Source organism: Zunongwangia atlantica 22II14-10F7, assembly GCF_002094855.1.
In the GTDB taxonomy this organism is placed as follows: Bacteria; Bacteroidota; Bacteroidia; order Flavobacteriales; family Flavobacteriaceae; genus Zunongwangia; species Zunongwangia atlantica.
The window spans coordinates 23,700-38,922 of record NZ_ARYN01000003.1 but is presented as its reverse complement, the minus strand read 5'-3'; the positions used below and the strand labels follow the sequence as shown (position 1 = coordinate 38,922).

The window sequence follows — 15,223 nt, the reverse complement described above, 5'->3', positions numbered from 1 at the left end:
GAGTTTTTATTTGAAGTCGAATTCTACATCTGGAGCTTCTTCAGCACCTGCATCGGCTTTAAACATGCTCATTTTTTCAAACTCAGATTTATCTCCAAAAAAGCTAAAAGGGAATTTTCGGATATAGGCATTGTATTCTTTTACAGATTCATTAAAGCGGTCACGCGCTACATTTATTCTATTTTCTGTTCCTTCGATCTGAGCCTGAAGTTGAGAGAAATTTTGACTCGCTTTTAGTTCAGGATAACGTTCTACACTTACCAGTAATTTAGATAGAGCTGAAGATAGTCCTGTTTGCGCCTGTTGAAATTGCTCTATTTGAGAAGCACTTAAATTAGAAGCATCCACGTTTACAGAAGTTGCTTTGGCACGGGCTTCGATCACATCGGTTAAGGTTCCGCGTTCAAAATCTGCAGCGCCCTGTACGGTTTTTACCAGGTTGCCAATAAGGTCATTTCTTCTTTGGTAAGCACTTTGAACATTTGCCATAGAATTTTTTGCATTTTCCTCTAAGTCTATAGCCTTATTATTTACAGTTACTCCAAATATCATTTTGATGATAAAAAATCCTGCAACAAGTACTGCTATTACTATAACTGGAATTAACCATTTTTTCATTTTCTATAATTGATTTTTGATGTTGATTAGGCTAGTTTTTATTTTTTCTAATTTACGAACAATATCAAAATTGCTCAGTGTTTTTTGCTTTTCCTCTTTAAGGTGTGTTTTAGCACCTTCTAATGTAAAACCGCGCTCTTTTACCAGGTGATAAATAAGCTCAAGGTTTTTGATGTCTTCAGGAGTAAATTTGCGATTTCCTTTAGCGTTTTTCTTCGGCTTTATAACATCAAATTCTTTCTCCCAAAACCTAATTAGGGAAGTGTTTACCTTAAATGCTCTGGCAACTTCACCAATGCTGTAATATCTTTTTTCAGGTAGCTCGACTTGCATTAATCCAAAGATTGGTTTTCTTGTTGTGCTTTTTTCAGCACCTCGTCAAATTCTTCCGGAGAAAGATTTCCGTAATAAAAATTAATAGGATTTATATGCTCGTCATCCTTAAAGATCTCGTAATGTAAATGTGGAGCTTCAGATCTTCCTGTACTTCCTACAAAACCAATAATATCACCTCTTTTTACTTTTTGTCCTCGTCGCACATTATATTTATAAAGATGAGCATAAAGGCTGGTATAACCATAGCCATGGTCTATTCTTATATGATTTCCGTAACCAGTACTGCGATTGTCGGCTCTAATTACCTGTCCATCCCCGCTGGCATAAACGGGTGTGCCTCTGGGAGCTGTAAAATCCATCCCAAAATGAAACTTTCTTACTTTCGTGAAAGGATCTGTACGCCAGCCGTAACCAGATGCAATCCTGGTAAGATCTTCATTTTTTACAGGCTGGATAGCAGGAATAGCTGCTAAAAGATCTTCTTTTTCTTTCGCTAATTCTGCAATTTCATCTAAAGATTTAGATTGCACCACCAGTTGTTTGGTTAGTACATCCATTCTTTTAGTGGTTTCTATAATTAATTTAGAATTATCAAAACCTTCTAAATCTTTATACCTGTTTATCCCTCCAAAACCTGCTTTACGGGTTTCATCTGGGATTGGGTTAGCTTCAAAATATAATCTGTAGATATTGTTGTCTCGATCTTCGATGTTTCCAAGCACATTTTGTACCTGGTTCATTTTCTTATTTAGCAATCCATATTGCAACTGCATATTTTGCAGTTCTCGTTTAAGAGCCTTTTCTTTGGGGGTTTCTATCTGCGGAATGTTAAGGTAAACTACCAGCAATAGGAAACCGGCAAGAAAACTTCCGAAGATACTAAGCAGGACAATCCCAAATCGATGGCCTTTTTTGCGCTCGATTTTTTTGTAGGAAAGCGTCTCGCTATCGTAATAATATTTAACCTTCGACATGAGTTAAATTTATAGTATTTTTGTTGCCGTAAAGTGCACAAAAAGCGTGCAAGTTTATACGGTAACGAACAAAGATAGCAATTGTTTTATAGCCTGCATAATTTAATAATATTTACAAGAAAATATAGTACATGAAATCTCAGGAAATTCGTAAAAGTTTTTTAGAATTTTTTAAAGCAAAATCACATAGCATTGTGCCTTCAGCGCCTATGGTGCTTAAAGACGATCCAAGCCTGATGTTTACCAATGCCGGGATGGTGCAGTTTAAAGAGTTTTTTCTAGGGAATTCTGTACCAAAAAATACCAGGGTAACGGATTCACAAAAATGTCTTCGCGTAAGTGGTAAGCATAACGATCTTGAAGAAGTTGGTCACGATACTTATCACCACACCATGTTCGAGATGTTGGGGAATTGGAGTTTTGGAGACTATTTTAAAGAAGAAGCCATAAGCTGGTCCTGGGAATTATTAACCGAAGTTTTTAAGATTGATAAAGAGAGTTTATATGTTTCGGTTTTTGAAGGTAGCAAAGAAGATGGTGTAGGTTTAGATACTGAAGCTTTGGAAATCTGGAAAAAGATTGTTCCTGAAGACCGAATTATCTACGGAAATAAAAAGGATAACTTTTGGGAAATGGGAGACCAGGGACCTTGCGGGCCTTGTTCAGAAATTCATGTAGATATTCGTTCAGCTGAAGAAAAAACTAAAAAATCGGGTAAAGAACTTGTAAATGCAGATCATCCACAGGTGGTTGAAATATGGAACCTGGTTTTTATGCAATTTAATCGTAAAGCAGATGGTTCTTTAGAAGAACTTCCAGCAAAACATATCGATACCGGGATGGGCTTCGAGCGCTTGTGTATGGTAATGCAAGGCAAGCAGTCTAATTACGATACCGATGTTTTTACACCGCTTATCGCCGAGATCGAAAAAATTACAAATTCAACTTACGGTAAATCAGAGGAAACAAACATTGCTATTCGTGTAATAGCAGATCACGTTCGTGCGGTTGCATTTAGTATTGCAGATGGGCAGCTGCCAAGCAACAGTGGTGCGGGTTATGTAATTCGTAGAATTTTACGTCGTGCCATTCGTTATGGTTTTACTTTTTTAGATACTAAAGAAGCTTTTATTTATAAATTAGTTGAAAGACTAAAAAACCAAATGGGAGATGCTTTCCCAGAATTGGTAAAGCAACAACAACTTATCGAAAATGTTATTAAGGAAGAAGAACTTTCGTTTCTTCGAACTTTAGAGCAGGGATTGGTAATGTTGGAAAATATTGTAACCGAATCTAAAGATAAAGAGATCTCTGGGGTAAAAGCATTTGAATTATACGACACTTTTGGATTTCCTATAGATCTTACTGCACTTATTTTAAAAGAAAAGGGCTTTAGTCTTAATATTGCTGAATTTGAAGCAGAACTTAAAAAGCAAAAAGAACGTTCTAGAGCAGCAACGCAAGTAACCTCTGGAGATTGGGAAGAGATCACTGATGTTGAAGAAAATGCTTTTGTAGGTTACGATCAATTAGAAACTCAGGTTAAAATCGCCAAATATCGTAAAGTTGAAACCAAGAAACAGGGAACACTTTACCAGATTGTGCTAACTAAAACTCCTTTTTATCCAGAAGGTGGTGGCCAGGTTGGTGATAAAGGGTATTTGAAAGCTGGAGATGAGAAAATTAGTATTATCGATACTAAAAAAGAAAGTAACCAGATCATTCATTTTGCAAAGAAGTTACCACAGGATATTTCAGCAGAATTTACCGCTGTTGTAGATGCTTCAGCAAGAGCAAAAACTGCGGCAAATCATACGGCTACGCATTTACTTCACCAGGCATTGCGCCAAATTCTTGGAACGCACGTAGAGCAAAAAGGTTCTATGGTGCAGCCAAATTATATGCGATTCGATTTTAGTCATTTTAGCAAGCTTTCTTCAGAAGAAATAGAACAGGTAGAAGAGTTTGTAAATGATAGGATTAAGGAAAGTTTAGAATTAGAAGAGCAAAGAAATATAGCACACCAGGAAGCCTTAGATCAGGGTGCAATTGCACTTTTTGGTGAAAAATATGGTGATAGCGTACGTGCGATTCGTTTTGGGAAATCAATGGAGCTTTGTGGTGGTACGCACGTAAAAAATACGGCAGATATCTGGTATTTTAAGATTACCGGGGAAAGTGCTGTAGCTTCAGGAATTCGTAGGATCGAAGCAATTACCGGCGATGCGGTAAAAGAATATTTTACAAAGCAAACCGAACTTTTAGAAGAGGTGCAGGGCTTGCTTAAAAATGCTAAAGATCCTGTGAAAGCTATTTCTGGATTGCAGGACGAGAATGCCGAGCTTAAAAAGCAGGTAGAAACTTTACTAAAAGATAAGGCTAAAAACCTAAAATCTGAGATTAAAAATGAGATTCAGGAAATTAACGGAATTCAATTTTTAGCTAAAGAAGTAGATCTTGATGCCGGCGGAATTAAAGATCTTGCTTTTCAATTAGGAGGAGAGATCGATAATTTATTCCTTCTTTTTGGAACCGAGCAAAAAGGCAAAGCTTTACTTTCTTGCTATATTTCTAAAGATTTGGTGGGAACTAAAGATCTAAATGCTGGAACCATTGTTCGCGAGCTGGGCAAATATATCCAGGGAGGTGGCGGTGGCCAGCCATTTTTTGCTACAGCAGGTGGTAAAAATCCGGCTGGAATTTCAGAGGCTTTAGCTGAAGCTAAAAAATATATCGAATAACAAGATTCTAAGAAATTTAGTATCTTTCTTTTATGAAAAGGATAGGCGTATGGAAGAATGATCTCTATACGCCTTTATTATTTTATTGTTATGGATTTCAGAACAATTGTCCCGGTTAGAAATCAATCCCCAAAGATCGATTACAATGCTAATATTGCATTATTTGGTTCTTGTTTTGTAGAAAATATAGGCGATAAACTTCAGTATTTTAAGTTTAATGCGCTACAAAACCCATTCGGAATTATTTTTCATCCTGTCGCTTTGCGTAATTTATTCCGAAGAATCGATGAAAATTACGTGTATTCAGAGCGTGATATTTTTCAGCTAAATGATCTGTATTCCTGCTTCGATGTGCATTCTCAAATGAGTCATCCAGATCGATCTTTAATGATTAATAGGTTAAATAATTCGCTGGAAACCACTCGGTCTTTCTTACAACAAAGTTCTCATGTAATTATCACCTTTGGGACGGCTTGGGGCTATGTTTTAAATCAGGATGAGCGTTTAGTTGCCAATTGCCATAAAGTTGCGCAATCTAATTTTACTAAAAAGATTTTCTCTTCGGAAGAAATAAAAAAAAGTATCGCTGAAATCTCCAATATCATCTGGAAGCTTAATAATAATTGTAAGATCATCTTTACCATTTCACCGGTGCGACATTTAAAAGACGGTTTTGTAGAAAATCAATTAAGTAAGGCCAATCTTATTAGTGCCTTGCACGAATTTCGAAAAGAAGTAAAGCTGAAATTCGATAAAAAAACAGCATATTTTCCAAGCTACGAAATAGTGATAGACGAGCTACGAGATTATCGCTTTTACGGAAAAGACATGATTCATCTTTCTGAAGTGGCAATAGATTATATCTGGGAGAAATTTAAAGATAGTTGGATCGATCCTGAAATTTTTTCTGTCATGAAAGAAGTAAGTACGATCCAAAAAGGTTTAGAGCATCGTCCTTTTAATGAAGATAGCCCGAAACACCGCGAATTTCTTGATAAACTAAGCCTTAAAATGGAAAATATACAGCGCAAAAATCCTTCAATTAAATTTTGAATTTGTCATTTTAAAAGCCTGAAATGTTGAGTACTATTAAAAAAGTGTAATATTTATTTTGAATATTGTAAAATAATCGTAAATTCACACTGTAAATTAATTCTAATTTATTGATTGAAGTATTCGCCTTATGAATACAATGATTAATTAAACTTTCTTTTCTAAAATTTGTTTGGGGTAGATTTTAGAAATTTTAATCTTATGGACGGGTGGGGCCGTCCATAAGTTTTTTATAACACTTTCCTATTTTTAAATCCTTATCTTTAAATTCAACTTTAATCTTTACAAAATGAAAAGGTTCCTGCTGGGTGCTGCTGTGGTTTTATTGATTGTATTCGGAGTTCGGTATTGCGAAAATCGCCAAAGTGAGCGTGAACAGTTAGAGCAAAATTCACAACTTATCCAGGAGCAAATTAAAAATGTGGGCAAATTGGTGGTTACTGAAGGTAATTTTTCCCAGGTTTGGTCGTATAAAGATTCTAAAAAGTTTTATTTAGATGTTTTTTCAGCAAGAAAAAAAGCACTGATCGTGGTTAACGCGAAAGTAACCGTTAGTTATGATCTTAGTGAATTAGAAACCGAAATTGATGAAGAAAATAAGCGCGTGATCATAAAAAGTATCCCCAAGGAAGAATTAAATATTTATCCGGACATTCAATACTATGATGTTACGCAAGATTATCTAAATCAATTTGAAGCTTCAGATTATAATACGATTAAAAAGAAAGTGACAGCTTCGATAAAGAAAAAAGTAGAAGCATCAACGATAAAATCTAATGCTCAAAATCGCTTAATTAGCGAACTTTCTAAAATCTATATTCTTACTAATAGTATGGGCTGGACCTTAGAATATAACGACATGCCGGTAAATTCTCAGAACGATTTTAGCGATATTAAACTGTAGTCTTTCATAGCGGTTTTTGATTCTTTTATTTCAAATAATTAGTATTCATTTTGTGCATTAGTAATGAATCAAAAGCAGTGAAGTCACCCTGAACCTGCCCGTCCGGCTGGCGGGCTTGATTCAGGGTCTCATCCTCAAAATGGTGTTTTTAGATATGTATGAGATTCCGGATCAAGTCCGGAATGACAAAACCAAAATCGTCATAAGTATTTAATAATAAGAGTTCTATTTTAAAATTTTATTTTTCGCTAACCAGTTTTGTTTCTGCCATAGAAATTCCGTCTTCAATAAGATGAGCGATATTCGATCTTTTTTGCTGAAGTTTTTCTAAATAATCTTTGGTGATTTTGGCCAATTTCGGGTCGTGTTCTAAAGCCAGTTCATAAATCTCAGTAGTTAATAACCAATCTTCTTGATGATCTTTTTTCAGAATATCAAAAACTGCCTGAAGGCTGTATTTTGTGTTTTTCCCTTCTCTAAAATTTCGGACTGCTTCATATAGATCTTCAAGTTCTGTACGCTTCACAGTTTTATCAGATTTTATAGTGGTCGAGCTTGTTTTATGAGTAATTAAATCGAACGAATGATGATCGGCCGGCCCGGCAAATGCCGAAACTATTTCTTTACCTACAGCCATATCGTATTGTCCCCATTCGGGTTTAAATAAAATCTGGTCAAAATATTTAACGCTGCAGTTTTTAAAACTGATAAGTGTAATTTTCCCCTGAAGATTTCGTGTTCCGGTAATAATTTCTCCGTTTACCGTAATGCCACCTTCAAACTCTAAGCTAACATTTTCGGCTTCGTAAATATTGTAGGCTTTTAGATCACGCGGACTCATATCTTCGATCGCTAAATTGATACCTTTTAATTTTCCGATGGGCGATCCAAAACCTTCGGTATGCGATTTTGTGCCGTGACCAACCAGTTCTTTCTCCCGGTAAGCCAAAGCTGTTTTTCCTTTTGTTTGAATATAAATAGGTTTTCCTTCAAACTCGATCACATTCTCAAAATTCCCAGAAACCTGTAAACCGGTACTAAATTCGATCGTCCCTAATCCTTTAGAATCGATAAGTTTTTTAATTCCGCTTAAACCGCCTTTTCTCAGTGCCATCTTATTGGCAAATTCCTCTAAAACCAAACTTAGATGTGCAAAATCTGGAGTTACGTAAAGCTGAGGTTGCGGTTTGGTAATATCAAATTCCTGGTGCATAGCTTCGATCGAGTAAGGTATCTTTTTTACCTTATCGGTCAAGCAGGATTTACTTTCTCCAATCGAGGATAATAATCCGGCACCATAGATCTTAGGATCTTCCGGAGTACCAATTAAACCATATTCTACCGTCCACCAGTGTAAATTTCTAATAAAGGACATCTCGCTTGGTATCACTTCTTTTTGCTGAAGTTCCTCAACAAGTTTTTCAATTTTAGAAATTTCTTCAGGCGGAGTGCCTTCAGCTTCTTTTAATATTGAAAGTTTTCTAATAGCTTCATACACTTCGTAATCATGAGAACTGGATATCGCTTTACAGCCAATTTCTCCAAATCGTCGCAGATATTCAGCATATTCAGGATTTGCGATAATTGGGGCGTGGCCGGCACCTTCGTGAATAATATCTGGAGCAGGAGTGTATTCGATATTTTCTAGCTGTCTAATATCGCTGGCAATCACTAAAACATTATAGGCCTGAAATTCCATAAAAGCAGCCGGCGGAATAAAACCGTCTACCGCAACAGCCGCCCAGCCAATAGCTTTTAAAATGCGGTTCATTCCGTACATATTCGGGATATGTTCTATAGAAATTCCCGTTTGTTTGAGTCCGTCTAGATAAGATCTATGTGCAACTTTGCTTAAATATTCAACATTTTTACGCATCACATAACGCCACACCGCCTGATTGATAGGCGTGTAATCTTCGTAGTTTTGCGGTTTAATATACTGCTGAAGATGTGCCGGTAAGCGATTTAGTATTTCGTTAGACTCAATTGAATTAAGCATAAATTTATCCCGTATTTAGCTAATAAATATACGAAATTTATAAAAAAGCAATCTACTTGTAGGAAATATGCTAATAAAAAAGCCTCTCAATCGAGAGGCTTTTTTATTGTGATCTTAAAAAATTAAAGATCTATAGGTCTTATTTTTCTGATCCCGGAGGATATTTTTCGAAAATTTTAGAAACGATCTCATCAATTCTTTCTTGTTTTTTACTTACTCGCTCGGCAAGAGCAGCAGTTCCCATTCCTTGCCATACTAATTCTTTTGTGTTGGCATCGATAAGATCGATATATAAAGTACCGTCGCTAGTTCTGTTTACTGTGTTAAATCCTGTATTCCAATACCAGGGAGACCATCCCCATCCATAACCCCAACCTGGATTATTTTGGTAGATATTAATGTTCTCATGAGTTTTAGTGAATATGCTAACCAGTAAATCTGGGCTTTGCGATTTATCAAATCCTTTTTGAGACATGGTACCTTCGATAGCTCTCATGATACGCTTTTTGTCAAGGTCTGAAATTTCAGCTTTATCGATTCCAGGTTTAAAGAATGCAAAAGAACTATAAGAATTAAAATTAGCTTCGTGATCGTAATCTGAAGCTACTCTTACGGTGCTACATGAAGTCACAAAAATTGCTAGTAGTAGCAACACAGGAGTAAATTTTAGAACTTTCATAGGTGTTATATTTTTATGGTTAATAAAGATATCAAAAAAGGGAATCATCTACCATATTTGGGAGTGTAACTTTTAGCTTAGGTTCCATTTGCATAGCTCGAGTAGCAGCGAAAACTGCTCCTTTATTCCTCGCCCAGGATCTTCTGGCTATTCCATTATTTACGTCCCAAAAAAGCATAGATTCTAATCGCTTCTCAGACTGTTTATTACCTTCAAGAATCATGCCGAAACCACCGTTAATTACTTCGCCCCAGCCAACGCCGCCGCCATTGTGAATGCTTACCCAGGTAGCACCTCGAAAACTATCGCCAATTACATTTTGAATCGCCATATCTGCGGTAAAGCTTGAACCATCATAAATGTTAGAGGTTTCACGGTAAGGAGAATCGGTTCCAGAAACATCGTGATGATCTCTACCTAAAATAACCATTCCAATTTCACCATTCTCGATAGCTTTATTAAAAGCTTTTGCGATTTCGATTCGGCCTAAAGCATCGGCATATAATATTCTGGCTTTAGAACCTACCACGAGTTTGTTTTCCTGAGCTCCTTTTATCCAGCGAATATTATCTTCCATTTGCTGAGTGATTTCCGCAGGGGAATCCTTTTTCAGTCGTTCTAGAACTTCAGTGGCAATTTTATCGGTTTTGGTTAAGTCTTCTTCTTTTCCACTGGCGCAAACCCATCTAAATGGTCCAAAGCCATAATCAAAACACATTGGCCCCATGATATCCTGAACATAACTCGGATACCGAAAATCGCCATTTTCAGCTAGAATATTTGCTCCTGCGCGTGAGGCTTCCAATAAGAACGCATTTCCGTAGTCAAAAAAATAAGTGCCTTTTTCGGTGTGTTTATTAATTGCGGTAGTTTGTCGTCTTAGACTTTCCTGAACTTCAGCTTTAAATTGCTCAGGATCATTCGCCATCATTTCTTTAGCATCTTCAAAAGACAGTGTAACCGGGTAATAGCCGCCAGCCCAAGGATTATGTAAGGAGGTTTGGTCGCTTCCCAGATCGATATAAATATCATTTTCAGCAAAATACTCCCAAATCTCTACAATATTACCGTGGTAAGCGATCGAAATCACTTCTTTATCCTGCTTTGCTTTTAAAATACGCTCAGCTAAAAGCCGAATATCAGCAATTACTTCGTCCACCCAGCCCTGGCTGTGCCTGGTTTTAATTGCTTTTTCATTTACTTCGGCACAAACCGTAATGCATCCGGCAATGTTCCCGGCTTTGGGTTGCGCACCGCTCATTCCGCCAAGTCCCGAGGTTACAAAAAGTTTTCCGGAGAGATCTTCGTTGTTTTTAGCAATTTTCCTTCCCGCATTTAAAACGGTGATCGTGGTACCGTGAACAATTCCCTGTGGGCCAATATACATATAACTTCCCGCCGTCATTTGCCCGTATTGCGTTACACCAAGCGCATTGAATTTTTCCCAATCATCAGGTTGTGAATAATTCGGGATCATCATTCCGTTTGTCACTACCACTCGCGGTGCATTTTCGTTGCTTGGGAATAAACCCATTGGGTGGCCAGAGTACATCGCCAGTGTCTGATCTTCTTCCATCGTCGCTAGGTATTGCATCGTTAAAAGATACTGCGCCCAGTTCTGGAAAACCGCACCATTACCGCCATAAGTGATTAACTCGTCTGGATGCTGCGCAACATCATGATCCAGATTATTTTGGATCATAAGCATAATAGCTTTTGCCTGTGTGCTTTTTCCTGGATATTCTTCGATTGGTCGCGCATACATTTTATAATCGGGTTTAAAGCGATACATGTAAATGCGACCAAAATCTTCTAATTCCTGCTTAAATTCTGGTAAAAGTGTTTTGTGATGTTCAGGTTTAAAATACCTGAGCGCATTTTGCAAAGCCAGTTTTTGTTCTTCAGGATTTAAAATTGCTTTGCGTTTTGGTGCGTGGTTGACTTCAGGATCCAGTGGTTTAGGTTCTGGAAGTTCGTTGGGAATTCCCTGTAATAGCTGTTCCTTAAACGTCATTTTTGTGTGGTTTGATGAATAGTTTAAACTTTATTGGCACCGCCAAAGAGTATAATACCCCGAGGCTTGCCTCGAAATCAAAATTTGTTTCCAACGAATGCCTTGAGGGCTTACCCCAAGGTAGTTTATTGCGTGTTGGTTTTTTTATTGTAGCCGTAAGGGCAGTGCCGGCAACCACTCTCACAGCAATAGCCGCGCTTTAAATGATATTGCTCGGTAAAACAACGATAACCCTCTGGCGTTAAATAATAATCGCCTTCCTCTAGCGGTATTCTTTTTCTTGAAAAACTCATAGAAACAAAATTACAATTCTTATATTGAAGATTATGATTTTGGTGAATAAACATATTTTAGGCAAGAATTTTATTGCCGTTACCATCTGGCCTATAATTTTTGTAAAAAATGCAGCTTATAAGCAGGATGAGATGTTGCTGAATCATGAAAAAATTCACCTGCGCCAGCAATTAGAGCTTTTGGTGGTTTTCTTCTATATTTTTTATACTGCGGAATTTATCTTTAGATGGATAAAACATAAAAATGCAATGACCGCTTATCGAAACATCAGTTTTGAGGTTGAAGCGTATGCGCACGAAAAAGATGAAGACTATCTACGATCGAGAAAAGCCTTTTCTTTCCTAAAATATTATCGCTAAATTCTTTGCAGCGATTTTAGCCTTTCTCATCTTTGCATTATGAATGCTGCGGAAAACATCGAGTCGATATTCGATAAAAATGAACCTGTTTTTTCTCGTAACGATTTTATTAAAAAGTTTGAAGAGAAGAATATTGAAGTCTGGTTAAAACGAGAAGATCTGCTGCACCCTGAAGTTTCCGGAAATAAATTCAGAAAACTTAAATACAATGTTCTTGAAGCAAAAAAGCTTCAAAAACAACGAATTTTGACCTTTGGTGGTGCATTTTCTAATCATATTGCCGCGACAGCTGCGGCCGGAAAGTTGTATGGCCTTCCTACAATCGGAGTGATTAGAGGAGAAGAGCTTGCCAGAGATCTTCAGCAAACGCTAAAATCGAATCCAACTTTAAAATTTGCTTCATCATGCGGAATGGATTTTCATTTTGTGTCGCGAGAAGATTTCCGAAGAAAAAATGATCCAGATTTTATCGAATCTCTGTATGCTGAATTCGGAAATTTTTATCTGGTGCCTGAAGGTGGAACTAATGAGTTTGCTATAAAAGGTTGTGAAGAGATGTTGAGCGAAGAAGATAAGAATTTTGATCTTATTTGTGTAGCAGTGGGTACTGGCGGCACGGCTTCAGGAGTAATAAATGCTTCAGGCGAAAATCAAAAGGTTTTGGCATTTTCAGCATTAAAAGGTGATTTTCTAAAAGACGAAATTGGTCGTTTCAGCAATAAAAAAAACTGGACACTCGTTAGCGATGAGCATTTTGGTGGTTATGCTAAAATAAATGAAGAGCTGGTAAGTTTTATAAATGAATTTAAAACCGAATTTGGGATTCAGCTTGATCCTGTTTACACCGGCAAAATGATGTTTGGAGTTTTCGAGATGATCAAAAAAAAACAAGTTCCTGAAAATTCCCGTATTTTAGCGATCCATACGGGCGGTTTGCAAGGAATTGCTGGGATGAACCGCCGATTGGAGAAAAAGAAAATGAGTTTAATAATTGAATAATATGAGGTTAAAACCTTATCTGATTTTGATGGTTTTCGCACTTTTTATGGCTTCCTGCGGAAGTAAAAAAAAGGTGACTACACGTAAAAACCGAAAGGATAGAAATGAAGCGGTAATTAATAACCGTAATCAGGGAAATAGAAATACAGAAACTCCGGCTGAAGTGGTTGATGCTGAAACCATGCCGGTAAGAACCTACGATTTTACCGTAGAAAATTATATTGCAGATTATGCGCCTATCGCGCAACAGGAAATGCGCTTGTATAAAGTGCCAGCCAGTATTACTTTGGCGCAGGGAATTTTAGAATCGGGTTCTGGGAAAGGAAGATTAGCGCAGCAAGCCAATAATCATTTTGGGATTAAATGTCACGATTGGAAAGGCGCTAAGATCTATCATGACGACGATCGTAACCAGGAATGTTTTAGAAAATATAAACATCCAAAATATTCCTTTAGAGATCATTCTTTATTTTTAGCTGAACGCCGCCGCTATGCCGAGCTTTTCGATTTAGATGAAGATGATTATAAAGGCTGGGCCAAAGGATTGCGGCAGGCCGGTTATGCAACAGATCGCCGATATCCGCAAAAATTGATCGATCTTATAGAACGTTACGAATTATACCGCTATGATGCCGATGTTTTAGAGCGTCCTTCGCCAAGTTATACGACTACTTTTGAAGCTAAGGGAGATAGTTATATCGTGAAAAAAGGAGATACGTTATATTCAATTTCCAAACGCTACAACACCACGGTTGAAGAGATTAAGCGCTTGAATAATTTAAGCGGGAACAATATCGACATTGGCCAAACCTTATTAGTAAAAGAAAGAAGATAAAAATTGCAAAATATGATTTATCAAAGAAGTAGTGCCTTATTTGCTGAAGCGAAAAAAGTAATTCCAGGTGGAGTAAACTCGCCAGTGAGAGCTTTTAAAGCCGTAGGAGGAGATCCTGTTTTTATAGAAAAAGCAGAAGGCGCTTATATTTATGATGAAGACGGAAATAAACTAATCGATTATATTAATTCCTGGGGACCAATGATTCTTGGTCATGCGCATAAACCTGTGGTAGATGCCGTAATCGAAAGAGCTAAAAAAGGAACTTCCTTTGGAACGCCAACAGAAATTGAAACCAAAATTGCCGAATTAGCGGTGAAAATGGTGCCAAATATCGATAAGATCAGGATGGTGAATTCGGGTACCGAGGCTTGTATGAGTGCGGTAAGATTAGCCAGAGGATTTACCGGTAAAGAAAAGATCATCAAATTTGCCGGTTGTTACCATGGGCATAGCGATTCGTTTTTAATTCAGGCGGGTAGTGGAGCGATGACTTTTGGAACGCCAAACAGTCCGGGAGTTACCCAGGGAACTGCAAAAGATACCTTGCTTGCAGCTTACAATGATTTAGATGGTGTAAAGCAGATCGTAGATCAAAATAAAGATGAAATTGCCTGTATTATCGTAGAGCCTGTGCCAGGAAATATGGGGTGTATTCCACCTGCTGAAGGATTTTTGGAAGGTTTAAGGGAACTATGTAATGAAACCGGAATTTTACTGATCTTCGATGAGGTGATGACTGGTTTTAGATTAGCTGCCGGAGGTGTACAGGAACGATTGGGAATCAATGCTGATATTGTATGTTTTGGGAAAGTAATTGGTGGAGGTTTACCTGTTGGTGCTTTCGCTGCCCGAAATGAAATTATGGATTATCTGGCTCCGGTTGGACCGGTTTATCAGGCAGGAACTTTAAGTGGGAATCCGTTGGCGATGGCTGCCGGATTAGCGATGTTAACCGAGTTGTCTGAGAATCCTGAAATTTTTAAAAGTATCGATAAAAAAACCGAATATCTTCATGAAGGAATGGAGAAAGTATTGAAAGCAAACGGCGTAAAACATACGATAAATCGTGTGGGCTCGATGATTTCAGTACATTTTTCTGAAGATGCGGTAAGCGATTTTGCTTCTTCTGCGGAGGCTGCTAAAAACGGTAAATTCAATAAGTTTTTCCACGGAATGCTGGAAAACGGAATTTATATTGCACCAAGTGCTTTTGAAACCTGGTTTATAAGTGATGCGTTGAGTTATGAAGATCTAGATAAAACGATCGAAGCGGTTGAAAAAGTGACCAAAGACTTCGATTAATATCGATTTTATATAAAACCAACCGGCGTTTTGAGTTTCAGAATGCCGGTTTTTTTGTTTTGAGGATTAAGTTAATGAGACTTCTCAACATTTTTAAACAGCAAACCTCACAG

At 37.4% G+C, this 15,223-nt stretch carries 14 protein-coding genes; 7 read left to right on the top strand and 7 right to left on the bottom strand.

Going from position 1 to position 15,223, the window contains the following annotated elements:
- Positions 1 to 6 precede the first annotated feature (6 nt).
- Genes IIF7_RS03880 through IIF7_RS03870 form a run of 3 tightly spaced genes read right to left on the bottom strand, consistent with a single transcriptional unit; the run spans position 7 to position 1,928 of the window.
- Entirely contained in the window at positions 7 to 618 is a 612-nt protein-coding gene (locus IIF7_RS03880; protein WP_084840367.1) for a LemA family protein, read from the bottom strand.
- A 3-nt stretch (positions 619 to 621) separates the two neighbouring features.
- Positions 622 to 951 (bottom strand): MerR family transcriptional regulator, encoded by a 330-nt coding sequence (locus tag IIF7_RS03875; protein ID WP_084840366.1) that lies wholly within the window; start codon positions 949 to 951, stop codon positions 622 to 624.
- Positions 951 to 1,928 (bottom strand): M23 family metallopeptidase, encoded by a 978-nt coding sequence (locus IIF7_RS03870; RefSeq protein WP_084840365.1) that lies wholly within the window; start codon positions 1,926 to 1,928, stop codon positions 951 to 953. The genes IIF7_RS03875 and IIF7_RS03870 overlap by 1 nt, the downstream gene beginning before the upstream one ends.
- A 131-nt stretch (positions 1,929 to 2,059) precedes the next feature.
- Between IIF7_RS03870 and alaS the strand changes: the two genes are divergently transcribed.
- From alaS to IIF7_RS03855, 3 genes are all read left to right on the top strand, one after another.
- Positions 2,060 to 4,669, top strand: coding sequence for an alanine--tRNA ligase (gene alaS, locus IIF7_RS03865; RefSeq protein ID WP_084840364.1), 2,610 nt, complete (start codon positions 2,060 to 2,062; stop codon positions 4,667 to 4,669).
- A 90-nt stretch (positions 4,670 to 4,759) separates the two neighbouring features.
- Positions 4,760 to 5,722, top strand: a complete 963-nt coding sequence (locus IIF7_RS03860) for a GSCFA domain-containing protein (RefSeq protein WP_084840554.1) — start codon at positions 4,760 to 4,762, stop codon at positions 5,720 to 5,722.
- Positions 5,723 to 6,011: 289 nt separating this feature from the next.
- Positions 6,012 to 6,626: a DUF4230 domain-containing protein gene (locus IIF7_RS03855; RefSeq protein ID WP_084840363.1), complete on the top strand. Its 615-nt coding sequence runs from the start codon at positions 6,012 to 6,014 to the stop codon at positions 6,624 to 6,626.
- 238 nt (positions 6,627 to 6,864) lie between these two features.
- On the opposite strand, the gene IIF7_RS03850 is transcribed toward IIF7_RS03855, so the two are convergent.
- The 4 genes from IIF7_RS03850 to IIF7_RS20795 all read right to left on the bottom strand — a co-directional run bounded on the left by IIF7_RS03850 (position 6,865) and on the right by IIF7_RS20795 (position 11,611).
- Positions 6,865 to 8,625 (bottom strand): aromatic amino acid hydroxylase, encoded by a 1,761-nt coding sequence (locus IIF7_RS03850; RefSeq protein ID WP_084840362.1) that lies wholly within the window; start codon positions 8,623 to 8,625, stop codon positions 6,865 to 6,867.
- 139 nt (positions 8,626 to 8,764) lie between these two features.
- A complete protein-coding gene (locus IIF7_RS03845; RefSeq protein WP_084840553.1) occupies positions 8,765 to 9,304 on the bottom strand; it encodes a DUF4136 domain-containing protein in 540 nt (179 codons plus the stop codon).
- A 31-nt stretch (positions 9,305 to 9,335) separates the two neighbouring features.
- Positions 9,336 to 11,318 carry a urocanate hydratase gene (locus IIF7_RS03840; protein ID WP_084840361.1) on the bottom strand — a complete coding sequence of 661 codons (1,983 nt, stop codon included), beginning with the start codon at positions 11,316 to 11,318 and terminating at the stop codon, positions 9,336 to 9,338.
- Between the two features lie 125 nt (positions 11,319 to 11,443).
- Positions 11,444 to 11,611: a DUF5522 domain-containing protein gene (locus tag IIF7_RS20795; RefSeq protein ID WP_176218889.1), complete on the bottom strand. Its 168-nt coding sequence runs from the start codon at positions 11,609 to 11,611 to the stop codon at positions 11,444 to 11,446.
- A gap of 33 nt (positions 11,612 to 11,644) precedes the next feature.
- On the opposite strand from IIF7_RS20795, the gene IIF7_RS03835 reads away from it, so the two are divergent.
- From IIF7_RS03835 to hemL, 4 genes are read left to right on the top strand one after another with little or no spacing between them, the layout of a single operon-like run.
- On the top strand, positions 11,645 to 11,971 hold the full coding sequence (locus IIF7_RS03835; RefSeq protein WP_084840360.1) for a hypothetical protein: 327 nt from the start codon (positions 11,645 to 11,647) through the stop codon (positions 11,969 to 11,971).
- A gap of 39 nt (positions 11,972 to 12,010) precedes the next feature.
- A complete protein-coding gene (locus IIF7_RS03830; RefSeq protein WP_084840359.1) occupies positions 12,011 to 12,970 on the top strand; it encodes a 1-aminocyclopropane-1-carboxylate deaminase/D-cysteine desulfhydrase in 960 nt (319 codons plus the stop codon).
- A gap of 28 nt (positions 12,971 to 12,998) precedes the next feature.
- On the top strand, positions 12,999 to 13,805 hold the full coding sequence (locus IIF7_RS03825; protein ID WP_386274148.1) for a glucosaminidase domain-containing protein: 807 nt from the start codon (positions 12,999 to 13,001) through the stop codon (positions 13,803 to 13,805).
- A gap of 12 nt (positions 13,806 to 13,817) precedes the next feature.
- Positions 13,818 to 15,110, top strand: a complete 1,293-nt coding sequence (gene hemL, locus IIF7_RS03820) for a glutamate-1-semialdehyde 2,1-aminomutase (RefSeq protein ID WP_084840357.1) — start codon at positions 13,818 to 13,820, stop codon at positions 15,108 to 15,110.
- Positions 15,111 to 15,223 lie beyond the last annotated feature (113 nt).